The 24,573-nt window shown below is 38.3% G+C and carries 24 protein-coding genes and 1 pseudogene; 18 read left to right on the top strand and 7 right to left on the bottom strand.

Annotation, left to right across the window (positions count from 1 at the left end; genetic code table 11):
* The first annotated feature begins 52 nt into the window (after positions 1-52).
* The 3 genes from EDC24_RS11480 to EDC24_RS11470 all read left to right on the top strand — a co-directional run bounded on the left by EDC24_RS11480 (position 53) and on the right by EDC24_RS11470 (position 3,275).
* On the top strand, positions 53-1,387 hold the full coding sequence (locus EDC24_RS11480) for an ABC transporter substrate-binding protein (RefSeq protein WP_425455189.1): 1,335 nt from the start codon (positions 53-55) through the stop codon (positions 1,385-1,387).
* A gap of 140 nt (positions 1,388-1,527) precedes the next feature.
* Complete coding sequence (locus EDC24_RS11475; RefSeq protein WP_124222743.1) at positions 1,528-2,421, top strand: carbohydrate ABC transporter permease; 894 nt, start codon at positions 1,528-1,530, stop codon at positions 2,419-2,421.
* Between the two features lie 11 nt (positions 2,422-2,432).
* On the top strand, positions 2,433-3,275 hold the full coding sequence (locus EDC24_RS11470; RefSeq protein ID WP_124222742.1) for a carbohydrate ABC transporter permease: 843 nt from the start codon (positions 2,433-2,435) through the stop codon (positions 3,273-3,275).
* A 161-nt stretch (positions 3,276-3,436) separates the two neighbouring features.
* Here EDC24_RS11470 and EDC24_RS11465 read toward each other — a convergent pair whose 3' ends face one another.
* Positions 3,437-3,973, bottom strand: a complete 537-nt coding sequence (locus tag EDC24_RS11465; protein ID WP_124222740.1) for a hypothetical protein — start codon at positions 3,971-3,973, stop codon at positions 3,437-3,439.
* 210 nt (positions 3,974-4,183) lie between these two features.
* On the opposite strand from EDC24_RS11465, the gene EDC24_RS11460 reads away from it, so the two are divergent.
* Complete coding sequence (locus tag EDC24_RS11460; protein ID WP_124222738.1) at positions 4,184-4,723, top strand: hypothetical protein; 540 nt, start codon at positions 4,184-4,186, stop codon at positions 4,721-4,723.
* Positions 4,724-4,764: 41 nt separating this feature from the next.
* Here EDC24_RS11460 and EDC24_RS11455 read toward each other — a convergent pair whose 3' ends face one another.
* Positions 4,765-5,655: a fructose bisphosphate aldolase gene (locus EDC24_RS11455; RefSeq protein WP_124222736.1), complete on the bottom strand. Its 891-nt coding sequence runs from the start codon at positions 5,653-5,655 to the stop codon at positions 4,765-4,767.
* A 318-nt stretch (positions 5,656-5,973) separates the two neighbouring features.
* Here EDC24_RS11455 and EDC24_RS11450 point away from each other — a divergent pair, with 318 nt between their 5' ends.
* The 3 genes from EDC24_RS11450 to EDC24_RS11440 all read left to right on the top strand — a co-directional run bounded on the left by EDC24_RS11450 (position 5,974) and on the right by EDC24_RS11440 (position 10,183).
* A complete protein-coding gene (locus EDC24_RS11450) occupies positions 5,974-7,485 on the top strand; it encodes a malate:quinone oxidoreductase (RefSeq protein ID WP_124222734.1) in 1,512 nt (503 codons plus the stop codon).
* Positions 7,486-7,712: 227 nt separating this feature from the next.
* On the top strand, positions 7,713-9,392 hold the full coding sequence (locus EDC24_RS11445; protein ID WP_124222732.1) for an ABC1 kinase family protein: 1,680 nt from the start codon (positions 7,713-7,715) through the stop codon (positions 9,390-9,392).
* A gap of 110 nt (positions 9,393-9,502) precedes the next feature.
* Positions 9,503-10,183, top strand: a complete 681-nt coding sequence (locus tag EDC24_RS11440; RefSeq protein WP_245998146.1) for a VCBS repeat-containing protein — start codon at positions 9,503-9,505, stop codon at positions 10,181-10,183.
* A 37-nt stretch (positions 10,184-10,220) separates the two neighbouring features.
* Here the strand turns inward: EDC24_RS11440 and EDC24_RS11435 are convergent, their stop codons facing one another.
* The 3 genes from EDC24_RS11435 to EDC24_RS11425 all read right to left on the bottom strand — a co-directional run bounded on the left by EDC24_RS11435 (position 10,221) and on the right by EDC24_RS11425 (position 12,815).
* Positions 10,221-11,405 carry a PLL family lectin gene (locus tag EDC24_RS11435; protein ID WP_245998144.1) on the bottom strand — a complete coding sequence of 395 codons (1,185 nt, stop codon included), beginning with the start codon at positions 11,403-11,405 and terminating at the stop codon, positions 10,221-10,223.
* An 85-nt stretch (positions 11,406-11,490) separates the two neighbouring features.
* Positions 11,491-12,288, bottom strand: a complete 798-nt coding sequence (locus tag EDC24_RS11430) for a metal-dependent hydrolase (protein ID WP_170158573.1) — start codon at positions 12,286-12,288, stop codon at positions 11,491-11,493.
* Between the two features lie 56 nt (positions 12,289-12,344).
* Positions 12,345-12,815 carry a staygreen family protein gene (locus EDC24_RS11425; protein ID WP_342769370.1) on the bottom strand — a complete coding sequence of 157 codons (471 nt, stop codon included), beginning with the start codon at positions 12,813-12,815 and terminating at the stop codon, positions 12,345-12,347.
* A gap of 174 nt (positions 12,816-12,989) precedes the next feature.
* Here EDC24_RS11425 and ltaE point away from each other — a divergent pair, with 174 nt between their 5' ends.
* Positions 12,990-14,009, top strand: coding sequence for a low-specificity L-threonine aldolase (gene ltaE / locus EDC24_RS11420; RefSeq protein ID WP_124222725.1), 1,020 nt, complete (start codon positions 12,990-12,992; stop codon positions 14,007-14,009).
* 160 nt (positions 14,010-14,169) lie between these two features.
* The gene (locus tag EDC24_RS11415; protein ID WP_170158572.1) at positions 14,170-14,997 is read left to right on the top strand and encodes a GGDEF domain-containing protein; all 828 of its coding nucleotides are present in this window, start codon (positions 14,170-14,172) and stop codon (positions 14,995-14,997) included.
* A 9-nt stretch (positions 14,998-15,006) separates the two neighbouring features.
* On the opposite strand, the gene EDC24_RS11410 is transcribed toward EDC24_RS11415, so the two are convergent.
* Positions 15,007-15,858 (bottom strand): FtsZ/tubulin family protein, encoded by an 852-nt coding sequence (locus EDC24_RS11410; RefSeq protein WP_124222721.1) that lies wholly within the window; start codon positions 15,856-15,858, stop codon positions 15,007-15,009.
* Positions 15,859-16,196: 338 nt separating this feature from the next.
* Here EDC24_RS11410 and EDC24_RS15325 point away from each other — a divergent pair.
* The 4 genes and pseudogenes from EDC24_RS15325 to EDC24_RS11395 form a co-directional block, all read left to right on the top strand.
* A pseudogene (locus tag EDC24_RS15325) lies at positions 16,197-16,298 on the top strand (glycine/betaine ABC transporter); the annotation flags it as partial.
* Between the two features lie 173 nt (positions 16,299-16,471).
* A complete protein-coding gene (locus EDC24_RS11405) occupies positions 16,472-17,248 on the top strand; it encodes a 3-hydroxybutyrate dehydrogenase (protein ID WP_124222719.1) in 777 nt (258 codons plus the stop codon).
* Between the two features lie 89 nt (positions 17,249-17,337).
* On the top strand, positions 17,338-18,237 hold the full coding sequence (locus EDC24_RS11400; RefSeq protein ID WP_124222717.1) for an ABC transporter permease subunit: 900 nt from the start codon (positions 17,338-17,340) through the stop codon (positions 18,235-18,237).
* Positions 18,234-19,154 (top strand): peptide ABC transporter permease, encoded by a 921-nt coding sequence (locus EDC24_RS11395; RefSeq protein ID WP_124222715.1) that lies wholly within the window; start codon positions 18,234-18,236, stop codon positions 19,152-19,154. Before EDC24_RS11400 ends, EDC24_RS11395 begins: the two co-directional genes overlap by 4 nt.
* A gap of 59 nt (positions 19,155-19,213) precedes the next feature.
* Here EDC24_RS11395 and EDC24_RS11390 read toward each other — a convergent pair whose 3' ends face one another.
* Positions 19,214-20,227 carry a DUF3231 family protein gene (locus EDC24_RS11390; protein ID WP_124222713.1) on the bottom strand — a complete coding sequence of 338 codons (1,014 nt, stop codon included), beginning with the start codon at positions 20,225-20,227 and terminating at the stop codon, positions 19,214-19,216.
* 116 nt (positions 20,228-20,343) lie between these two features.
* Between EDC24_RS11390 and EDC24_RS11385 the strand changes: the two genes are divergently transcribed.
* From EDC24_RS11385 to EDC24_RS11365, 5 genes are all read left to right on the top strand, one after another.
* Positions 20,344-20,808 carry an ABC transporter substrate-binding protein gene (locus EDC24_RS11385; protein ID WP_170158571.1) on the top strand — a complete coding sequence of 155 codons (465 nt, stop codon included), beginning with the start codon at positions 20,344-20,346 and terminating at the stop codon, positions 20,806-20,808.
* A gap of 3 nt (positions 20,809-20,811) precedes the next feature.
* Positions 20,812-21,915: an ABC transporter substrate-binding protein gene (locus EDC24_RS11380; protein WP_124222711.1), complete on the top strand. Its 1,104-nt coding sequence runs from the start codon at positions 20,812-20,814 to the stop codon at positions 21,913-21,915.
* Positions 21,916-22,210: 295 nt separating this feature from the next.
* Positions 22,211-22,738, top strand: coding sequence for a diaminobutyrate acetyltransferase (ectA, locus tag EDC24_RS11375; protein WP_425455188.1), 528 nt, complete (start codon positions 22,211-22,213; stop codon positions 22,736-22,738).
* Positions 22,739-22,779: 41 nt separating this feature from the next.
* Positions 22,780-24,054 carry a diaminobutyrate--2-oxoglutarate transaminase gene (gene ectB, locus EDC24_RS11370; RefSeq protein WP_124222707.1) on the top strand — a complete coding sequence of 425 codons (1,275 nt, stop codon included), beginning with the start codon at positions 22,780-22,782 and terminating at the stop codon, positions 24,052-24,054.
* 19 nt (positions 24,055-24,073) lie between these two features.
* Positions 24,074-24,469: an ectoine synthase gene (locus EDC24_RS11365; RefSeq protein WP_124222705.1), complete on the top strand. Its 396-nt coding sequence runs from the start codon at positions 24,074-24,076 to the stop codon at positions 24,467-24,469.
* The last annotated feature ends 104 nt before the right edge of the window (positions 24,470-24,573 follow it).

The raw sequence follows: 24,573 nt of genomic DNA, 5'->3' as shown, positions 1-24,573 counted from the left end.
TAACCAAGTGAATGGATTGTTGAAAAAGCAATTTGGACTTGTGTTAATGATGATGCTTCTAGCACTTCTGATGTATGCTTGTGCACCAGATGAAGCACCAGTAGATGATGGTGGGTCCTCGGATGAAGAGGAGTCTTCCGATGATGAAGGTAGTAGCGATGAATCATCAGATGGCGAAATTAGTGGCGAATTAGAAATTCAATACTTTGTTGGTGGTTATGGTGATTCTTGGTGGAAAGAAGTAATTTCTGACTTCGAAGAGGAATATCCAGATGTTAACGTGACTCAACATGCAGGGCCGACTATTAACGAAGAAATGCGTTCGCGTTGGGTTTCTGGCGATCCACCTGATGTTGTTTATATTGATGGTGCGGGTTCCAGTGAAACGCAAATGGTTGAAGACGACCAATTGATGAATCTAACCGAATGGGCTGAAGGAATTGAGCTTGAAGATGGTTCTAAATTAGTTGATAGTTTCATAGCTGAACCGTCCGATTATGACGGCGAACTTTACAGCTTACCGTTAGTATTTGACGCCTGGGGTACTTGGTATGATATGAACCGTTTTGAAGAGAACGGTTATGAAGTCCCACAAGGCTTTGATAGTTTCATGAGTACGATGGGAGACATTCAAGAAAACGAAGATATTTCACCGTTTGTAACAACAGGGCAACACCCTTACTACTTCTCACGTGGTATGTTGTATCCTGCCTTTGCAGCTCACGGTGGTAATGAGCTATTGGCTGACATCGTTCAAGGTGCAGAAGGTGCTTGGGAAACAGACGAGGCAGTGGAAGTTATGAATAATGTAGAAGAGATGGTTGATGCAGGTTATGTTGATTCAGGTTTAGGTGCACTTAACCATACGCAGTCACAAATGAATTTCTTACTTGGTGACAATGCGTTTATTCCAGTTGGTTTCTGGTTACCGAATGAGATGGAAGGCGACAAACCAGAAGATTTACAGTATGGTTTTATTCCGTCTCCAATGAACCCAGAAGGTGAACCAATGGCGATTGTTCCAGACTTAAGACCGTTAGCAATAGCTGAGGAAGCTGAGAATCCAGAAGCTGCAAAAGCGTTTGTTGAGTTTGTGTTCACACGTGAATATGCAGAGTTATTCTCCGAGCATACAGGTGCGATTATGAACTTAGAAGGTGTTGACTTAGCGAACAACGAGAATGTTCCAGAGTATTTAATTCAGGCGAACGAAATGATTAACGACCCAGAACAAGTTGAAATCTTTTACAAGCCGCATCCAATGAGTGCTGACCTTGAAACACCGATCAGTGACTCACTCGTATCATTGCTACTTGGTAATTTAACAGCAGAAGAATTTATTCAAGAAGCTGAAGAAGCAGCAGCAGAGTATCGAGAAGGAAATTAAGAAAGTTGTATGGAATGTAGTTAATCTGCATTCCATACACTTACTACATAACGAAGATTTGACTCTTTTCAATCTGACGATAGAGCTATCGTCAACCTTCTTTAAACATACATCATAAATAGAAGAAAAGAGTGATAAGCATGGTTCAAACTAAGAAACAAAAATACTTATTTTTAGCGTTTTGTTTAGTTCCTACCTTTATTATGTTTAGTATTTTTACTTTATATCCGTTATTTAGTGGTTTATATTTTTCCTTTTTTGAATGGTCAGGAACGTCACAAACGCGTGAATTTGTTGGTTTTGATAACTATATTCGGTTATTTAATGATGAGATTATTCCAGATACGGTTTGGCATGACTACTTTTTAGTCGCAACTAAGGTGATTGGGATTATGGTTATGGCATTGTTTATAGCAGTAGCCTTAACGCAGTTGAAGATTAAAGAAGCGCCGTTTTATCGCATTGTTTTCTTTTTCCCGAACATCATGTCAGTAGTGGTCATTGGTATTCTTTGGATGTTCATTTATAACCCTAATCTAGGTCTAGTGAACTCTGGTTTAGAGATGATTGGATTAGAAGAATGGACTCGTCCTTGGCTAGGTAGTGAAACATGGGCGTTGCCAAGTTTAGTCCTCCCATCCATTTGGGCTGGGATTGGCCTATTTATGTTACTACTCATGGGCGGTATTTCCAATATATCGAAGAGTTATTATGAAGCTGCCAAAATTGATGGTGCTAATGAATGGCAGCAATTTTGGAAGGTGACGTTGCCGCTGATTTGGCCACAAATTAAGATTTCGATCTTATATATTGTAATTACAACATTAAACGGGTCATTTATCATTGTGCAAGTTATGACTGGCGGGGGGCCAAACAACTCCACACACGTGATGGGCTCTTATTTATACCAACAAGCCTTCACACAGTATAACTTCGGTTATGGGGCAACGATTGGTGTTATGATTCTTGTTCTATCACTTATTACCGTTGTTTTATTACAGTTGTTGTTAAGAAGAGATAGAGTAGAGTACTAGGGGGGACTATCGTGAAACGTACTTTTGGTGAAAGACTAGTACGAAGTGGAATTCGTTTGCCCTTGATCCTATGGTCATTGGCTGTATTATATCCGATCTTTTGGATGTTCTTAGGGTCATTTAAGAGTAACGCAGAGATTTATGCTAATCCATGGGGCATTCCAGAACAATTTAATTTTAGTAATTTCGTCACGGCTTGGACAGAATATAATCTTGATACCAGTATATTTAATAGTTTCGTTGTGACAGCGCTTGGTGCGGTCCTATGTCTTGTCTTAGCAGTACCGACAGCTTATGCGTTAGAGCGAATTCGTTTTAAAGGCAGCCAAATGCTTTTTACGTTGTATATTTCAGCGATGATGATACCGATGGTACTAGGTTGGATTCCATTGTTCTTCCTATTAGCACAGTTTAATATGCTTGATAGTATTATTGGATTGTCTGTCGTCTACGCGATGTCTCAATTACCGTTTACAATTTTCGTTTTAACGAGTTTCATGGGGACCATCCCAAAATCGCTAGAAGAATCAGCATCGGTTGATGGTATGTCACCATACGGAATTCTGTGGAAAATCGTGACGCCACTAACTATGTCGGGGATTATTACGGTCACAATCATGAATGCGATTCAGTTTTGGAACGAATACTTTATGGCCTTGATCTTCCTGCAATCAAGTGAAAATTACACGTTAGCTCTAGCAATAGACTTTATCAGTAATGAAGCACAGTATACGAATGCTTGGGGCGTTCTATTTGCGAGTCTAGTATTTGCGATTCTTCCAGTCATTATTTTATATTCGATTTTCCAACGCCGAATTACAAAAGGAATGACAGAAGGTGCGATCAAAGGTTAATTGAATATTGTTAATTACCAATGCTTGATTAGGAATTTTTAGCCTGGAGCATGGGGATATGCCATAACGTTTATCATCTAAGAGGGAAGTGGTAGTTTCATAGAACCTAAATCTCAAGAGAAGCATAGTCAGAGCAATTAAACTAAGCTTCTCTTGTAATTTTATTCGTTAGGTACTGTAAATGATAAGCCAACTGCGATTCCTGTACTTCTTTCAAGCATGGAAGATATATCAATTCCCTCGAGCGTATCATAATTGACAGCATCAAGTGTGAATTCTTGGTTTTCGTCTTCAAATTCAATAGAATAATCATTCTGAGTGACATAATCTTTAATGCTATTGAAAAGTTCAGATGGATCTCCATCAAACATAAAGTTTACAGTGTAAAGGGTAGATCCCGACATCTCTGATTCAGTGACCATGACTTGGGTGGCATTTTCAGGGAATGGAAAGTCAGACGGAATGGCATCAGGTAAGTCACTTAATGAATCACCGCTTTCATCCTCATCTGTTTCCTCTTCATTTTGTGATTGCTCTTCTTCATCTGTGTTTTGATCATCACTTTCCTGACTCGTATTTTCTTTACCATTTTCACTATTATTATCCTGCTCTTGATCCTCATTTTCACCACCACAAGCCACTAAGAATAGGCCTAAGGCAGTGACAGTTAAGGCTCTCAATATAAATGTATTCTTCAAAACTAAAACACCTCCCCTAAAATTTATTCATAAACCTTACTGAAATAACCAATATTTTTAAAAATTTCATAAAGTTCTTCCTATTGAGTAGAGGAATGCCAGGTTTAAATTAAATCTTTATCATAAAACGGACTTTTTCAGTTGGCTTTACTATAATTGGTTTTTATTTCATAATATTTTATTAATAAACTATTTAAGGGTGTTTTTAGAATGGGGAATGTAACTAAAACACGAATTCTGATTGTTATAGTAATCATTATCATTGCAGTGTTAACATTCATTGCTATTAGGCAAACTTTAGAGGTTCACCATTTCCAGGAACGTTTGGGGCACGATTATGCTAGCGAAATTAGATCATTAGAATTTAATTTAGTTGAAGAACAAATTGACTTATGGTTTGATAAGGTTGAACAAGGTGATTATCGCGAAGTAAGTAATGACATAAATTATTTCCAATATAAGGTTAAATTAGTTCCGCGGAATGCTGGTGAAGTTCCTTACATGAATCTGTTAAAGATTAATAATTTGTTTCGTGATTATGACGAAGGGGATTCCGAAAAAGAAATAAGAAGGGAATACGAATTCCTTCAAAATCTATTAGCTGATTTAGAAGAACACGTGACAGAGAGACTAGAGACAGATCGTGGCACGAGAGAATTATATCATGAACTAAATGATTCTGATTCAGAACTTAATCGTGAGTTACAAAACAGGTTCAATGAACACATTCAGTCATCTGAAAATCAATAAAAAGTGCCTGACCGTCGTGGTTCAGGCACTTTTTTTGATAATTAATTTTTATTAACGGACGCATCATGAATGGAGTTAACCGCTTTTTGTAAAGCGTTGTTGAACTCTTCATCTGTTTGATTCACGTTTAGGTCACTGACTAATGCGCGTGAGAAGCTGGCAATTAGGCCGTCGTTATCTTTTAGTTTTTCGTTTGCTTCTTCACGTGAGTAACCACCAGATAACGCAACGACGCGAACAACATTAGGATGTTCGATAAGTTCTTTATAAAGGTTTGGTTTATTTGGAATGGTTAGCTTAAGCATGACGAACTGGTCGTCTGATAGCTCGTTTAAATGCTTTAAGATCTCATCGTTTAAAATGTCTTCACATTTTTCTTTTTCAGGGCTGTTGATATCTACTTCTGGTTCAATAATTGGAACAAGTCCTGCTTCGATAATGCTTTTGGCGATATCGAATTGTTGGTCTACAACTGCTTTGATGCTCTCTTCATTTGCTTCGTGAATAACAGAGCGCATCTTAGTTCCGAAAATGCCGCGTTCGTTTGCACGACGTAGTGTTTCATCTAAGTCATGGATTGGTTTCATTAATTGAACGCCGTTTTCTTTATCAGCTAGACCCTTGTCCACTTTAAGGAACGGGACAATGCCTTTACCAGATAAGTAATCAGCTGTATACTTACCTTCAACTTTACGATCCATCGTTTGTTCGAAAAGAATCGCGCCTACGATTTGATCGGCATTAAAAGCAGGAGACGTCATAATTCTTGTGCGCATTTGGTGCACAAGGTCGAACATTTCGTCCTCGTTTGAATAAGCGTCTTCCATTACACCATAACCTGCAAGTGCATTAGGTGTACTTCCGCCACTTTGGTCAAGTGCTGCGATAAAACCGTCTTTCGTTTTCATATTGTTAAAATGAGTTTTGTTCATATTAACACTCCTTTAATGCAATAGTTATCTACATACCATCCTACCACGTTATAATAAACTAATACAGCATGATTATGAAGACGTATTTGTTACTTTCATTTTACTAAAATATTCGTCATTTGTCGCTATGTTTAACTTATTTTATCCCATCTTTGCCAAAGTCAATCATTCGTTTAATTGAAATCTTCATGTCTTTTAAATCATTAAAATCTATTATATAATAGTAAATGGTTGTAAATTTTTATAAAGGCTCTATACAGAGCGTTTTTTATTGTTTTGAATATATAATACTACAAATCTATAATTAGGAAGGTTTTTATGAGTAACGGAGAACAGACAAAAGACGTTATTTTAATAGGTGCTGGCATTATGAGTGCTACGTTGGGCACGATTTTAAAAGAATTAGTACCGGATTGGAATATCAAGATTTTTGAACAATTGGACCGTCCTGGCGATGAAAGTTCCAATGAGTGGAACAATGCTGGAACAGGCCATGCTGCATTATGTGAGCTGAATTATACACCTGAGAATGAAGATGGTTCGATAAGTACAAGCAAGGCAATCAAGATCAATGAACAATTCCAAGTATCTAGACAGTTTTGGTCTTATTTAGTGAATCATCAATTATTAGAGCGACCACAAGATTTCATTATGCCACTGCCACATATGAGTTTAGTAAGAGGAGAAGCAAATGTAAACTATCTTAAAAAACGCTTTGAAGCGCTAAGGCACACCCCTTTATTTAAAGGGATGGAGTTTTCAGATGATCCACAACAGTTAATGAACTGGATTCCATTAATTATGCAAAACCGTCAGACAGATGAGGCAATTGCTGCTACTAAAATTGATTCAGGAACGGATGTTAACTTCGGAGCTTTAACACGTAAGTTAATTCATCATTTGGAAGATCATGGCGTGGAAGTCAAGTATCAGCATGGTGTGGATGATATTAGTCAAAATCGTGATGGCTCATGGGAAGTAGACGTTAAACATGTTTATAGCGGACGTGAAGAGCATCATACGGCTGACTTTGTCTTTATTGGTGCCGGTGGTGGCGCACTATCGTTATTACAAAAGACAGGCATTCCTGAAAGTAAAAATATCGGTGGCTTTCCGGTTAGCGGCTTATTTATGGTTTGTAACAATCCAGAAGTCGTTGAGCAGCATCAGGCGAAGGTTTATGGAAAAGCAGCAGTGGGTGCACCTCCGATGTCTGTTCCACATTTGGATACAAGGTATATTGATAATCAAAAGACATTATTATTCGGGCCATTCGCTGGCTTTTCACCGAAGTTCTTAAAAGAAGGGTCTCCTTTTGACTTAATCTCATCTCTTCAATCAGATAATATTTTAACAATGTTAGCCGCAGGAGCTAAAGAGATGAAATTAACGAAGTATTTGATCTCTCAAGTCCTTCAATCGAAAGAGAAAAGGATGGAAGCGTTACGTGACTTTATTCCAGATGCCAAAAGTGAAGATTGGGATATCGTCGTTGCTGGACAACGCGTACAAGTAATTAAAGATACGGAAGACAAGGGCAAAGGAACACTTCAATTTGGAACAGAATTAGTGACCTCAGAAGATGGAACTATCGCAGCACTTCTAGGAGCGTCACCAGGCGCATCAACAGCCGTATCCGTCATGTTTGAAATATTAGAAACCTGTTTCCCAGCTTATTTACAAGACTGGGAGCCTAAAATAAAAGAAATGGTGCCATCTTATGGTCAATCATTAACTGAAAATCCTGAGTTAGCTGACCAAGTTCAATCGGAAACAGCGAGAACTTTAGGATTAGTTGAAGCTCACGTTCAAGAACAAGTGTCGAGTTAACTGAATTAAGAGTCTATGATTCTACTTTGAATCATAGACTCTTTTTTTAGACCATTTTGACATGGTTTTAGTACCTCTTTTATAGTGTTAGACCCTTTTTTGAGATGAATAGTTACGAAACTTGTCGAATACGGTTTAAATTTCTTCGTCTCAGACCTTTTAGCCTAATTTTAGCCGAGTTTTTATTCCTATTAATCAGGGTAAACTCTAGGTAGGGAGGTCAAATCATGTTTAGAAAACAGGTGCGCCATATCGGTCGTTATCGTGAAATTGCTACAGCCTTTTCACGCAATGGACTAGGGTTTATCGTAAAAGAATTAGGTCTAGAACAAGTCTTTGCTTTACCTCGTCGTATGATGGTAAAACAAAGGCCCGAGACGTCTTCAAAGTCTCTTGGAGCACGCATTCGGAATTTTTTAGAAGAATTAGGGCCGACCTTCATTAAAGTCGGTCAAATGGCGAGCACACGACCAGATTTATTACCAAAACATATCATTGATGAACTATCTTTGTTACAAGACGATATTGCCCCATTTTCATATGAAGAAGTGGAAAACATTATCGAAAAGGAATTGGGCCATCCGGTTCATGAAGTTTTCGAGAAGTTCGCCGAATCGCCAATTGGCGCGGCTTCTATTGGGCAGGTACATGGAGCGGTATTAAAAAATGGAGAAAAAGTCGTTGTAAAAGTTCAACGCCCTAATATTTATAAGCAAATACATACCGACCTTGAAATTTTAGAAGAGTTGGCCAAACGTGCAGAAAAACGGTTTGATTGGGCTTATAAATATCAAGTGGTGGACATTATAGAAGAATTCTCAACAGCTATTAAAGACGAATTAGATTATAAGAAAGAAGGACGTAATACAGAGCTTATTGCAAAGCAATTTTCAGAAGACCCAGAAGTGATCACACCAGACATTTACTGGGACTATACAAATCGAAAAGTGTTAACGATGGAAGCACTAGAAGGAATAAAACTCAGTCACCAAGAGGAACTAAAAGAAGAGGCTATCGATCTACATTGGTTATCTGAAAAACTCGTTCACACGTTTATGTATCAGATTTTTAAAGAGGGCGTCTTTCATGCCGATCCGCATATCGGAAATATTATGGCAATCCCAAACCAAGGTGTGGCCTTACTTGATTTTGGGCTAGTTGGCCGTTTGTCACCAGAGATGAGAGAACGTTTAGCATCTCTTGTTATTGCTATGGTTAAACAAGATGTGGACAGAATGCTTCATACGATTACGGACATGGAAGTTGTATCCGACGATGTAAATGAACATGAATTAAGAGCGGATTTAGAACAACTCATGATTAAGTATTACGATGTACCGCTAAGTGAAGTTAGCTTAGGTGAATCGATTACAGACTTGTTTTCAGTCGCTCAACGACATAAAGTAAGAATTCCGTCTGACTTAACCCTAGTCGGAAAAGCATTGATAACATTAGAAGGTGTTATTGAACAGTTGAATCCGGACTTTAGCATTGTAGATGCTGCGGAGCCTTTTGGCCAAGAGTTGATTAGAGAAAAGTATCACCCGAAGAGAATTGCAGAAAATGTGATGGAGCAACTTAATGATTACGGTGAGATTTTAGAAGATTTACCGGCTACAATTAAGGAACTAAAAGCTATGGCCAAACAACGGAAGCTGCCAATAGAAATTTCCATTCCAAAATCAGAAACTTTTTTATCAAAGTTAGATCAAATCAGTAATCGACTTTCGTTTAGTATCGTTCTATTAGCATTTAGCTTGATTATGGTTGGATTAATCATTGGTTCGGCATTAGGCAGACAAACGTCATTGCTATGGGATGTTCCGGCAATTGAAATCGGCTTTGTGATTGCCATTTTAATGTTTGCTTGGTTAATTTACTCCATCTTCCGCTCAGGTAGATTCTGACTAGAGTAGCAAATTTCAAATTCGCCCATACGATATTACATGAACTGAATGAAAGGAGATCGTATGGGATGTATTTTCAGTGGAATTATAGGGGCGATTTTCCTAATGTGGTGGCAGAAGATGTAGGTGATGTGACAGGAGATGGTGTAGTAGATAATATATTTTTAACGGGTAACCAAACGCCAGACAGTCCTTTTATTCAACATATCACTTTAGTCGTCCGAAGTGGGGCGAATGATAGAGTTACGACAATCCCGCTTAGCCAAAATATGGGCTACAACCCGACGTTGTTTTTAGGTGATTTTACGGGAAATGGTGTTGTTGACATATTAGTCTCGATTGATTCTGGTGGAAGCGGCGCAACGACGTATCAGTATATTTATTCTTTGTTAAATGATCGTGTTCACCAGCTGTTTAATTTTGAAATCTATAATAACTTTTACACGTATCAGGTGACCTACCAAGATGATTATAAGGTGCGGGTCATTAGTGATCGAAATCAAAAAAAATATATATTAGATATTTCCACTAGGGGGACGGAATACTTAAATGAAATCTATGATCAAAATGGTCGATTAAAAGAGCCTATAGAAGGTTGGGTTAATCCAATCAGCGGATTTTATCCCGTGGATTTTGACCGGGACAGCGTTTACGAGATTCTCGTATACCAAAGCATTGCAGGTAGATACAATGCAGATTCGTTAGGTTATGTTATGAATACATTAGCTTGGGATGGCCAAACGTTTAATTTAGATCGACAATCTATTGGAATTTTTGGTAGTGACATTTAAAAAACGAAACACCGCTGAGATGGTGTTTCGTTTTCTTTTATCCTTGATAATAAATGTGGTACAAGTTTCGGTTTTGACCTCTTGCAAATACATCAATCCGGTTAGAATCCCACGAAACCGAAGCGGGATGTGAAGTTAAGTTACCTCCAAGGTCTTGCCAATCTTCCCATCGTGATCCATTCCAAGTTTTTTTATAGAGACGGTTATCCGTGCCACGGACAAAGACATCAAGGTGATTGGATCGTCTAGAGGATGCTGCGGGTGCACCGACTAAGCTTCCGCCAAGGTTCTCCCAATCGCTCCAACGGTTGCCGTCCCACCATTTGTGAATAAGTTCCTGATTTTGCCCTCGTGCAAAGACGTCAATTCGATTGTTCCCCCAGGAAACTGCAGCAGGGTGAGAGGTAAGGTTTCCGCCTAAGTCTTCCCAATCAAGCCATCTAGAACCATTCCAAGTCCGTTTGTATAGTCGGTTATTGGTTCCGCGAACAAAGACATCAAGCTGGTTTTGTCTTTGTGAGGAAACGGATGGTCCACTTGTTAAAGTGCCGCCGAGGTTCTCCCAATCACTCCAACGGCTACCATCCCACCATTTGTGGTACAAACTTTGATCGGTTCCTCGAACAAAGACATCGATTCGGTTAGGTCCCCAAGAGACTGCTGATGGAGGAGAAGTTAACGTGCCACCAAGGTTTTCCCAGTCACTCCATCGGTTACCATCCCACCACTTATGAATGAGCTGCTGATTTTGCCCTCTTGCAAAAACATCTAAACGGTTTGGCGCCCACGATGAGACGGCTGGCGCAGAGTTTAAGTTTCCACCAAGGTTTTCCCAATTAGACCAGCCAGTACTAGGCTGATCGCCTTCATGGATAATGTCTAACGTAATTTGGATCACCTGCGTTAACACGCGATCAACCTGACTTTGGGGAACGTTTGATTGTGCAAAAAATACTCTAAGCCAAGGAACTTGGCGCTGAAATTGCTGATAGATTTGACTAGCAGATTGGTTGTGGTCAGCCTGATTTAACGTAAAACTTACGACCAAATAAAATACGTAGTCAACAAATTGTCTATTAACACCCGAGCGCGTTAGCTGTGCGTATAACTGATTGTGTTCTGAACGAAGTATTTGCATGATTTGACGTACGGACGGCTGTTGACGGACGACCTGCTCGTGAATAGGTGCATCAAAAGATTCAAATGGAGAATCCTGAAACATATCTTATAACCTCCTGAAATTGTTAGTGTTCTAAACTAACATATGCACCTACCCAACTAATTGGGAAAGTTGACCATAAAAAGACTTATATATGACTAGGAGCAGGGTTGAAAAGTAATTCTTCCCCATAATCTACTAAGACAACTTTAGTGTCCGTGTAATCTTCGAGGTGTTTTTGAAGTTCTTGGTCTTTTCCAATCATATTTTCAACAACTGGAAATTCGTTAAGTAAAGCCTCTAACAACTCAGGTGAGGTAGAGGTTTGTTTAGTCGGGAACGTATGGCTTGGAACCACGTAATCAACATCTAGTAAATGTTTAACCGCATATGCAGCTTCCTTTGGTCCCATTGTAAAATGACCAGAAGAAGACAAAATTGCAATGCTTGGTTGATAGACATCTTGAATGAGTTTCATATCAGACATGATTGCCGTATCGCCGGAGTGATAAACGGTATGATCATCTGTGAAATCTAATATATAACCAGATGACTCCCCTGCATAAATCGGTGTGCTCTGAGTTTCTTTATAAGATGAGGTGTGCAGTGCCTGTACCATTGTCACTTTAACGTCTTCGAAAAAGACAGAGCCACCTAAGTTGATGGGCATAACATTTTGGAGACCTTGTTGAAGTAGAATTAAAGCTAGTTCATATTGAGCTACAATCATCACGTTTGGGTTATGTTCGACAAATTTGGAAAGGCCGCTAGTGTGGTCGAAATGTCCGTGAGTTAACAGAATAGCATCAATCGATTGGTAAAACTCTTCTGAATCGAGTAGTTGAGGGAACCCAGGGTTTAAATCGACGAATGGATCCACGAGGTATTTATGTCCTTCTTCGCTAGTAAACAAGTACATCGCATGTCCAAGACGTTGTATTTTCATAATCATCCTCCTATAAGGTGTTTGTACATTGTATTCACAACTTATAGAAGTATGTTTTATTGAGAGAGGAGGATATTATAATCGTCGAAAGTTCCCCAGTTTTCAATTTTATTGAATTGTGGGTAAACAGACATAAAGTGAGTAATAATTTGACATGAATCTAAACTGGGATGGAGGTTGAAGATGCCACGATCGCCATATCGAATAGCTTCTAATGCTAATGGTAGCTCGCGACGGAAAATGTCATTTCGAATTGAAGCAACTTCCTCGCTAAACGGACCACCGACATATAAGTAAACATGGTAAAAACAACCGTCAGCCTGGTCAATCCACTCGCCAATCACCTCATCACGCATTTCATTAAATAAATCATAAGCGTATGACAAACCGACTGTTAAAAACAATTCCCCAGTTTCATCCGAATGCGTGAGGGTATGACGTCTGTTTAATAACGGCTCATATGGCGTTACTCCGTCACGGTACTCCACATATAATTGTTCCGGGTCTAATCGACTCAAAGAAACCACATCCAAACTTTACATATTATGATGCATTATATGAAAAAGGCACATGTCGTGTTCATTTATAAATACTCTTTATAGCTATTGTTTCTTCTTTATAATAATTTAAAACCTCAGGATTCATAGTTTTGTAAAAGGCTGAATTATTATAAAATAAAACAAAAGATAGGAGGGGCTTAGATGATTGATTTAAGAAGTGATACAGTTACAAAGCCGACAAAAGAAATGCGTCAGGCTGCATTCGAAGCTGAAGTTGGCGATGATGTTTATGGGGAAGACCCTTCAGTGAATCAACTTGAAGCATTAGCCGCTGAGAAACTTGGGAAAGAAGCGGCTTTGTTTGTCACAAGTGGAACACAAGGAAACCAGCTAGCGGTTTTGGCACATTGTAAGCCTAGCGATGAAGTTATTATGGAAGACAATGCTCATGTGTTTGTTTATGAAGGAGCGGCTATGTCAGCACTTGCTGGAATTCAGCCCCGAACGATAAAGGGTGAACGTGGAGCGATGAATCCAGAAGAAGTTGAAGCTGCGATCCGCCCTGAAGACATTCATTTTCCTGAGACGGGCTTGATCTGTCTCGAGAATACGCATAACAAAGCAGGTGGCACGATTTTACCACTTGAGAACATGAAAGAAATTAAAGATATTGCTCAAAAACACCAGATTCCTGTTCATTTAGACGGCGCTCGTTTGTTTAACGCCTCTGTTGCTACCGGAATCCCGGTACATGAGTATGCTGCCTATACGGATACTGTTCAATTTTGTTTATCAAAAGGACTAGGTGCGCCTGTCGGATCCATTTTAGCAGGTCCTAAAGAATTCATAGATCGCGCGCGTAAATGGCGCAAGCGTTTAGGTGGCGGGCTAAGACAGGCCGGAATGGTTGCCGCACCAGGTATATATGCGTTAAATCATATGATAGATCGGTTAGCAGAGGACCATTATAACGCTAAAGTTTTAGCAGAAGGATTAGGTGACATATCAGGCATAGAGGTTGAAGGCCAAGTTGAGACAAATATGGTGTTACTCAATGTAAAAAACCTAGGTCTAACCAGTGAACAGTTTATTCAAAAACTGGAATCTCAAGGTGTATTAGCTGTTCCTTATGGTCCTTATACGATTCGTTTTGTGACCCATAATGGCATTTCACAGGAAGATGTTCAAACAGCTTTATCAAAAATTCAGCAGGCTATTTAATCTGAAACCAGTCGTATTAAGCGGCTGGTTTTTATATGTGTTTTGGAAGGAATTTAAGAACTTTTCTAGAATGCGAATTATGGAGGTAATATATAGAAAGGCTGGTAATATGGTGTTAAACAAAAGGCGTTTATTACCCATTTTGTATATCTCTTTAGCCTTGGCTATTTCTTGGGTAATCGTCTATACTTTTAGACCGAATACGGTTACTGTACATTTATACTATTTTCCCATTATTTTATCTGCATGGTTTTTTAAAGCGCCAGGTGGAATTATAAGTGGGTTGTTGAGTGGTTTTTTAGCTGGTCCGTTTATGATGTTAGAAGTAACAGAAAATGTTAATCAACTAACGGTTGCCTGGATTATAAGGCTGCTGTTTTTCTCATCTTTAGGTGCATTTGTAGGTTTGCTGTTTCATAGATTACAAGCTCACCAAATCAATATGATCCAACAGAATGAGAGAATTATTGAGCAAACCAATATGGCGAATACAGACAGCTTAACTTCCATTCCAAATCGCCGAAAATTTGATCAAGTGTTGCAAGAAATTGTAGGTGAGTTAAGTCATAAAACGACATCTTTAATAATATTGGATATTGACCACTTTAAGCAGTTCAATGATTCATTTGGTCATCCAAAAGGTGACGAGTGTTTAATAGAAGTTGCTAAGACTATTCAATCTACACTGAAGCGACCTACAGACTTTTTTGCCCGTTATGGTGGAGAGGAATTCGTCGTCATTCTCCCAAACACTGACCAAAAAGGTGCGCTCAAAATTGCAGAGAGTATTCGTAAGAAGGTTGCACAATTGAATATACCAAATCCAAATTCTCGGACAAAGCCTTTTGTGACAATAAGTTTAGGCGCTGAGACATTTGATAAGTTTTCTAATTTTAGAAAAGAAGAAATTCTAAATAGAGCTGATCAGGCGTTATATCTTGCTAAATCTAGAGGCCGTAATCAGGTTGTTCAGTTAACTTCGTCCTAAATATAAGTTTTAATCCTTTATAATATCAATACGTCGTTTAACTTTCTCAACAAATCGTTGTGATTTATGATACATACCTTTGTATTTATTCATCTTTTTATAGTCTAACGGTTGTTCTTCTGGGTCGCTTATGCCATTTACAATGAGGGTGATCTTAAACGTTTCCCCTGGCTCATCGATAAAGTAAGAACCGACTTTAAACAAATCGGCTTTAGCAAATAAATCGTGGAGACGTAGATTGATTTGTTTAAACGTTTCCATGTTTACATGTTGCGAATATCCGAGATTGATCATCAATTGTTTTCCATCTAAAAAATCATTAGGCAAATATGGGTTAGACACTAAATATTTTAAAGGGATATCAAAGGTGTCTTCTTCAACAGTGTGTACAAATAGCGGACCCTGATCGTTTTGAATGAACGTGACAAGATCATGGTAATCAATATTAACCTCACCCGTATGCTCAAGTAGTAGTTTTAACGATTGGATGGTTTGTTCTTCGACGTTGTTAAATGTATGGTGAGCTTTTAAAATTGATGTTTCATCATCAATTAATTTCATGAGATCATCACTATAAAAATATATAACCGCATTACACAGTTCCTTCATGCGATAGTATTGATGGACTGCTGTATTGAACCGCTTTTTCCCTTCAAAACGAAACGGGAAACGAAAAAGTCCGATAATCAGTGGCTTCTGTTCCCTAAGCACCGATAATTGCTCAATTAATCCTTCCGTTTCACTCGAGTTCCCACCTATAAAACGGTAGAAATATAAATAATCTAGCTCCGGATTAATAGAAATAAGCTTGTCCTTTTCAACATCATCATAGTCTAAATGTAGAACTTTTACCGACTCCATAAGATCGACTCCTGTTAAACATTTTTCACCATTATAACCTTAACTCTAAAAGAACTTTGTCGGATGCTGTAAGGAATGTAGAGATTTTTAATTAAAAACGACTTATTAAACTCTTAATTTTGTGAAAAACGAAGAAAATAAAAGAGATTCTATATTTTATCCTTAATGCATTCGATACAACTTAAAGTCATCTAATCAAATGGACTGAAATCAATATATTTACTCTTTGAGAATGACTGAAATAATAATTAGAATTTAAAATAGTTTTGTGTTTTGATTTATTATGTTCTTAGCAATGAAGAAAGTGAACTTCTTTCTATGAAAAGCATGAAGGTAACTTCGAAGATTTAGGTCCAGTTTATGAACAAGCTAAAGTCGGTTTAGCCGTACCAGAGTACATGGACATTGAATCAATTGAAGATCTTGAAGCTGCAGAATAATATGATTAATTCCCCTTTTGTCTCGAGACAAAAGGGGAATTTTTTGTTTAGAGTACATAGAAAGAGAGTTTCAGACCTTTTCCAAACTCGTTCAGCACCTTTTCCATTAAATAAAGGTTTTTAGTCTTTATTGTTTAAATTAATAAGTAGACATTTTTAAGGAGGGACTAACCTTGGTTAAGGATCAAGTTGTTTTAATTACTGGTGCAGCAGGTGGAATTGGCTATGCGATGGGAGTTCACTTTTTGGAAAATGAGGCAAAGGTTGTGTTTAGCGACATTAATGAAGGAAAACTGAAGCAGGTGACCAAGGACTTGCAGGAACAAGGTTATGAGTGTATGAGTGTGACGTGTGACGTGACAAAGGAGGAGCAGATTCAAGCTGCAATTGACAAAACAGCCAAAACATATGGACGTTTAGATGTGTTAATTAATAATGCAGGATTACAACATGTATCAACGGTTGAGGAATTTCCGACTGAAACGTTTGAATTAATGACTAAAGTGATGTTAGTCGCACCTTTTATGGGAACAAAACATGCCCTTCCGAAAATGAAAGAACAAGGGTTTGGCCGTATTATTAATATGGCATCCATTAATGGTTTGATCGGTTTTGCGGGAAAGTCGGCATATAATAGTGCTAAGCACGGCGTGATTGGGCTTACAAAGGTAACAGCATTAGAAGCAGCGGAATACGGTGTGACAGTAAATGCTGTTTGTCCAGGTTATGTTGATACACCACTAGTTCGCAACCAATTAGAGGACTTAGCGAAAAACCGTAACGTATCGCTTGAATCAGTGCTAGAAGATGTCATTTATCCGTTAGTACCACAGAAAAGATTGTTGGATGTTCAGGAGATCGCCGATTATGTTTTATATCTTGCCAGTGACCGCGCAAAAGGAATTACAGGCCAAGCGGTTGTTATTGATGGGGGGTACACAGCTCAATAGTCATAAGACATTTGACTCATAAGGACGGATTTGGGATAATAAAATAAAATTTTTCTAAAAATTCTAACAAACATGGAGGCCCTCTTCTTATGGTCTGGCAAATAACCAAACAAATACTGATTTTTTGCCTTATACTTATTGGTTTTATTCTGCTTTTGCTTTTACCTAGAGAACGTGAAATTGAAATGCTAGGTCCGATGCAGTTCGAGGCTGATTATCCTTTTACGTTAGAACTGTATCAAGAATCGATCCAAGATTTCGTTAGTTATGTCAAAGTTGAAAAAGGCTTTGGGGAAACAACTGGCGGCAACTCAATATGGAGTGAGTCACAACGGTTTCTCAATAGAAGCCTAAAAATTATCATCCCGGCTTTTATATTGAGCATGGTTGTTGGTATTTTAATTGGAATGCTACAAATTCATTGGCGTAACCGTAAAAAAGGGAAGGTAATCGCATTCTTTTCCTGGTTATTTGCAGCGATTCCCGATTTCTTTTTATTCATCTCTATTCAGTACTTGTTGATAGTCTTAATGAGGAACGGACTACCTCAGTTTAGTATTTTCGGGGATGAACATTGGTATAACTTCATTATTCCACTTGTTGCGCTTATGATTTTTCCAATTGCACATTTGGTTAAATTCACTGTGGTATCTATGGAAAACGAAATGGGACAGGATTATGTTCGAACTGCTTTTTCAAAAGGGATGACTAGATTAGAAGCTATTAAACATATGTTTTGGAACAGCTTTGGGCCATTGATGAATCAATCTCAGATGGTTATGCTTTACATTCTTTCAAGTTTACCGATCATAGAAAAAGTCTCGAATTATAACGGTGCAGGTTATCAACTTCTAGAAAGTATTTTAGCTAACGAAGAAATGAGAGCGCTCGCCTTGATGATACCGTTTTTATTCATAATGTTTATCGTGGTTTTAACGACACAGGTGTTAAAGCACCAGTTTGTGCCTAAGGATGTGACGGCCAAATGAAGATCATAAAAATTCTACAAAACCATGGACTGCTAATTCTTGGCTTAGTTCTATTAGCTTTCTTACTATTTGTAACGTTTATAGGGCCATACTTACCAATTATTGATGATAGTTTAGAAGAGACAGTCTTTATACGAGATGAAGAAGGTACACCGATTCCACCGCCTTTTGAGCCAAACACCCAAGATTATATTCTTGGTTCAGATCATGAGGGAAGAGACCTTTTAAGTTTAATTGTGATGGGTGCCAAAGAGACTCTATTTATTATTGTTGCGATAACGATCATCCGCTATGTTATGGCAATTCCATTAGGTTACTTAGCGCACAAACGATTTTTAGGAACGCATCATATTTTAAAATGGTTAAATGGCTTTTTATCATATGTGCCGACCATTATCATGGTCGCACTACTGGCAACGTTACCACCGATATTATTCTCTGATTATAGAATTTACGCTCTTGTGTTCCTTATAGCCTTTGTGGAAGTTGGAAGGGCTGGTGAATCTATTAAAGTTGATCTAGATGAAGCGGCCTCTCAAGAGTTTATAGAAAGTGGTGTTGTCGCAGGAGCGAAGCCATTCCGTATTTTTAGAAAGTACTTATGGCCTTTTATATATGGTAAACTCATCGTCTATGCCATAACGGACATAGGAAAAGTCATGTTTTTGATTGGTCAATTAGCTTTTGTTGGGATATTTATCTCACAAGCATTGATTCAAGTTGATGCTGGGGTGTTTGAGATTCGAAATGATTCGATCTCTTGGCCAATGTTATTCTTAGATGCTTTTCGCGATCTTAGAATGTCGATATGGATCCCGTTCTGGTCAGCGTTTGCGATGGCTTTTACAATATTGACTTTTAACATCTTATCCCAAGGTGTACAGAATATCTTTAAAAGAAAAGATTCGCATATTTAACTTCGAACCTAGCCGTTTGGAGTTAATAACGAAAGGTTGTCCGATTACTCGGACAACCTTTATTTTTTCTTTTTTGCCAATTGATCTCGATCATCAAACATTGGAGGTTCTTCCATCCATTTCTTCCTAATCATAATATTCATACCATCCTCAGCATACTTTAGCACTTCCGTTATCATCGCCAGATAACTAGCACCTAAATCTCGTCTTTGAGACAAGGCTAACGCAACACCGTAATAGCCAGCAGCTGTAGATAGTAAGTTTAGAACGTGAAACAACATGAGTTTATCCGAAAAAACAGGCGTAGTCGTATTTAAAACTTGATCATCCAATTTACTCGTTGACGGTAAGTTACTTTCAGATAACATTTTATTGAACGTATCAAATTGTTTATCACAGATTTTCTCGCCACGCTTAAAAAAGTCTTGCAGTTCTTTGTTTTTGGTCATTTGTCTGGACGCCATTTCCATGCAGATTTTTATGACGTCTTTTTTCATATTAAAATAGATGCCGCTAACTTCAATAGCATTGAGTGGACGTCTTTTGCCAAACCAGCCGGTAAGATAGCTTTGCTTTTTAACCACTGTAGGTTTCTCAGGTGGATTGATATTAGGTGGTCGGTCAATTAGGCCTTTTTCTGTTAAGATCTTTGTGATTCGACGGTATAACTCCATTGCTTCTTTATTACACTCAATAAAGTACTCCACTTGATCTTCTCGTATTGATGTATTTAAAGATCCAGCATAACCAGATAAACCATGGACAGTCATGATATACATATAATGAATGACTAATTTGTCAGAGAATATAGGCGGAGCCTCTAAATCGACATCGTCATCTGTGAAACCGATTGGAACAGGGTATTGATCTCCTTCAAGAAAAATTTTGATTTTATCTAAATGTCTATGAGACAACTCTAGTGCAAATTCCAGAATCGATTTAACTTCTTCATCTTGAGCGTGAATTAAAAAGTGCTTCATAACACAAATAGACATACTATCGTTCATATACTGCGTCCATAAGTTTGCGATTTCTGACGAAGTTAATCGAGCATCATGAATGGATTTTTCCAAAGTAGGCCCTCCTTACAACACTCCTTAAATTAGTTTTGTGTAAACTCAAAATTTTATTCTGTTTAATTTAGTTCCTCATAGGATTTTAATAACTAATTGAACTAGGAGGTTAGGAAGTGAAGAATGAGAAAGGAAAAATCAGAGTTGTAGATTGGTCGCCGTTGAATTGGTTGTATGTGTTATTTAATACAATGGAAGAGTTCGTTCGCGTTGTTCCAGCAGGTCGAATAGTCCCATCTCTTGCAAAAGCGTTTAATTGGATCGATTCAAAAACCTTAAGCGTTTCCTTAAGGGAACCTGTCTCTTTTCATAATGGTCAGCCGTATAATGCTAAAGTGGTTCAACGAAACTTTGAAGAAGTAAAAAAGTGGTATGCCCCACATCCACCTGGCACATGGCTTAATTTGCCGGAGGGTACTGAATTAGAAATAATGAATTCACATGAGGTTATTTTTCACTTTCCCTATCCTGAGGGGTTGGCTCTCGGAAAATTTAGAGCCCAACACCAAGGAAATGATTTGTTTTGGGAAGTTTTAGGTTTTGGGTATAAAAAACTTGGAACCGCGGAGGGACATTGGTGAGTATTGGACGCACCAGGCCCGTGGGGTACTGGACCGTTCCAATTAAGAGAAGGATATTCGTCTATTTATAATCGGGCGGCCTTTATAAATGGAAGCCCACTGTCTCTCACATGGTTGACAACAGAAGAAGATCGAACGCCATATGTCTGTTTACAAGCAAATAAGTATTACTGGAATGATGAGCGTCTTCCACAATTACACGAAGTTATATTTCGAAATGACCTTTCAAAAGATGAAGCCATTGATAACTGTATGTACACAGAAGGAGAAGTGGACCTTGTGACAGAGCTACCCTTATCCAGAGCAGATGAGGTTCAACAGTCACCATTTGCTAAACTAGTTAAGGCTAAGGGTAACGCAGTTTTGACAGGAGTGTTCAATCGTAACTATGAAGTATTAAATGAACGAGCCCTTAGATTAGCCTTAAATTATGCTGTTTCGAAAGAAGACTTAATTCAGACTTGTTTCAATGGTTATGCGGATATTGTTCCTGCCTTAACACCACCTTGGGCTGTTGATTTTCCAACAGGGCTACCCGCTCGGGAATTCGACCAAGCTAAAGCTCAATATTGGTTGGAACAATCAGCGTGGCAGGAGGAAGATGTGTTTACCATTGCAACGTTTAATCAATTTGAAGACTCAGCTATATTCATCTCTAGAAGTCTTCAACAAACACTAGGTATGCATGTAGAGTTATATGTGATTCCAGACCATGAAGAGTTAAAATGGCGTCATATTTTGGCTGAGAAAAAACTGCCACCTTATTATCATTTGTTTTTGTTAGACGTGAGTGCTTTATTTTTAGAAGGGACACCCGCTTTTTTTCATCGTGAAATTTTTGGCGATGATGGAATGTACCGAGTCGGCCCTAAGATACCAGGGTTTACAAAGCTATATAACTCTTTTGAGCGAGAAACAAACCAAGATCAATTTATTGAAAAAGCTCAGGCTCTTGACCGTTTTGTATACGAAGAAGCATTAGGTCTGTTTTTATGTAGCCCAAATCACCTGTACGCGGTTAATCGGCATGTTAATTTCGTCCCATACCGAACGACCTTGGAATTTGCTGAAACATCAGTCAATCGCCACCATTGGTCAGTAACTTAATCCACAGAATATATTCTGTGGATTTTTTTGAGTTACCCCTTTAATAATTTCGACTAATAATTGCTTTAATGCATTAACATATTAACAATTGAAATGGTTTAAGGAATAAAATCTGTATTATTCTTAAGAAAACATAATAATATTTAAGGATTTTTAAGTTCGTTTATACTAAGCCTTATTTTTCCACAATTAAATCTAATGCATTACGTTTAATGACGTTTAAACTGAATTGATTAAAAATACTGACACCCTTATTATAAATAAATGAATATAAAAAACGTTTCGAAAGGAGCACATAGCTATTAGTACTGAAAATGCAACAGCAACTTTAAAACCGTTAGAGACTGTTTCATTAGAAGAACCTTCTCCAGGTGATGGAGCTGGGATGTGGGAGTTAGTAAACAGTTCCACATTGGATCAGAATTCGGCTTATAAATATATTATGATGTGTGAATATTTTTCTGAGACTTGTGTGGTAGCTAAAGAAAAAGGAAAAGTCGTCGGATTTGTAACAGGATTTATCCCACCAGAAAAACAAGATGTTGTGTTTGTTTGGCAGGTTGGTGTTGATTCATCACAGCGCGGAAAAGGAATTGCATCGAAAATGCTTCACGAGCTGTTTAATCGAGAAGCATGCAAAGACGTTCGCTTTTTAGAAGCGACGGTAACGCCATCTAACCAGGCTTCACAGTCATTGTTTAAAGGGTTCGCTAAGAAAAATAATACAAAATGTGATGTATCTGAGTTTTTCAAAGAGGATCTTTTTCCAACAGATGAGCATGAAGAAGAACTGCGATTCAGAATTGGACCTATTAAACGCTAATTTTTAAGGTACAAGGTATATCAATCTTAAGGAGGAAAAGAATGGGTAAAACAGATATGAAAATCTTTGAAACAAAGGAATCAGAGGTGCGTAGTTACTGCCGCGATTTCCCAAAAGTTTTTACAAAAGCTAAGGGGCATAAGCTTTGGGATGAAGATGGCAATACGTATATTGACTTTTTCTCAGGTGCAGGAGCGCTAAACTATGGACATAATGATGACCATATGAAAGAAAAATTAGTTGAGTATATTACGAATGATGGTATTACTCATTCATTAGATAAAGCGACAACAGCAAAAGCAGAGTTTATCCAAAAGTTTAATGATGTCATTTTAGAACCTAGAAATCTAGATTATAAAATGATGTTCCCAGGACCTACTGGAACGAATGCAGTTGAGAGTGCCCTTAAACTAGCTCGTAAAGTGACTGGTCGCACAGATGTGATTAGTTTCACTAGAGGATTCCATGGGATGACAATTGGATCATTATCGGTCACGGGTAATGCTTCTAAGCGTAAAGGTGCTGGTGTGCCATTACATCACACCGTAACAATGCCTTATGATAACTTTGTTGATGAGCAAGATTCGATTAAGTATTTAGAGCAATATTTAGAAGACGACGGCAGTGGTGTTGACTTGCCAGCTGCGATGATCGTTGAGACAGTTCAAGGTGAAGGTGGTATTAATGCTGCTCGCTTTGAATGGTTAAAAAAGATAGAAGGAGTTTGTAAACGTCACGATATTTTATTAATCGTTGATGATATCCAAGCCGGCATTGGCCGTACTGGAACATTCTTCAGCTTCGAACAAGCGGGCATTGAGCCTGATATCGTTTGCCTATCTAAATCGCTAAGCGGCTTTGGACTACCGTTTGCGATAGCTTTATTCCGCCCGGATTTAGACATCTGGAGCCCAGGTGAGCATAACGGAACATTCCGTGGTAATAACCACGCATTTGTGACAGCTTCAGCGGCTTTAGACTATTGGACAGACAAATCATTTGAAGAAAGTATTAAAGAGAAGTCTAAATTAACCCTTGATTATTTAAATCAAATCGTAGAGAAATATCCTGAGTTAAATGGTCGCGTAAAAGGCCGTGGCTTGATGGTTGGTATTGAGTGCGAAAATGGCGACATTGCTGACCAAGTGACGACTGAATGCTTTAATCGTGGCCTAATTATGGAAACAGCAGGAATGGACGGGGAAGTCTTTAAGCTATTCCCAGCAATCAATATTGATGAAGGTGCGCTTAAAGAAGGTTTATCCATTATAGAAGAAAGCGTAAAAGTTGTTGTAAAAGAACCAGTTACGAACTAACACCGAGGAGGAGAAATCGATGAAGGTTGTAAAATTAGAAGACATTTTAGGAACAGAACATGATGTAGAAGCAGATAACGGGAATTGGAATAGCCGCCGCTTAATTATGAAAAAAGACGGCATGGGTTACTCAGTAAACGATACGATCATCCGCGCAGGTACAGAGACACATATTTGGTATAAGAACCATTTAGAAGCTGTGTACTGCATCGAAGGCGACGGAGAAGTAGAGACATTAAGTGATAGCAAGGTTTATAAAATTACACCAGGAACACTATACGCGTTAGATGAACATGATGAACACCTATTACGTGGTGGCAGCAAAGACATGCGCGTCATTTGCGTATTCAACCCACCACTATCCGGTAAAGAAGTTCATGATGAAAACGGTGTGTATCCTGTAGATAAAGATTAATTTTAAAAAACGTGAATTCGATGAGAATTCACGTTTTTTCTATTTAAAAGAAAAAATAAAACCTACTTCACCTATTAGAAAATTATGTTAATATAATGGCAAGT

It is taken from the genome of Aquisalibacillus elongatus, assembly GCF_003843875.1.
GTDB lineage: Bacteria > Bacillota > Bacilli > Bacillales > Alkalibacillaceae > Aquisalibacillus > Aquisalibacillus elongatus.
Note: the sequence above shows the minus strand (reverse complement) of the source record. Positions and strands in the feature narration are given on the sequence as shown.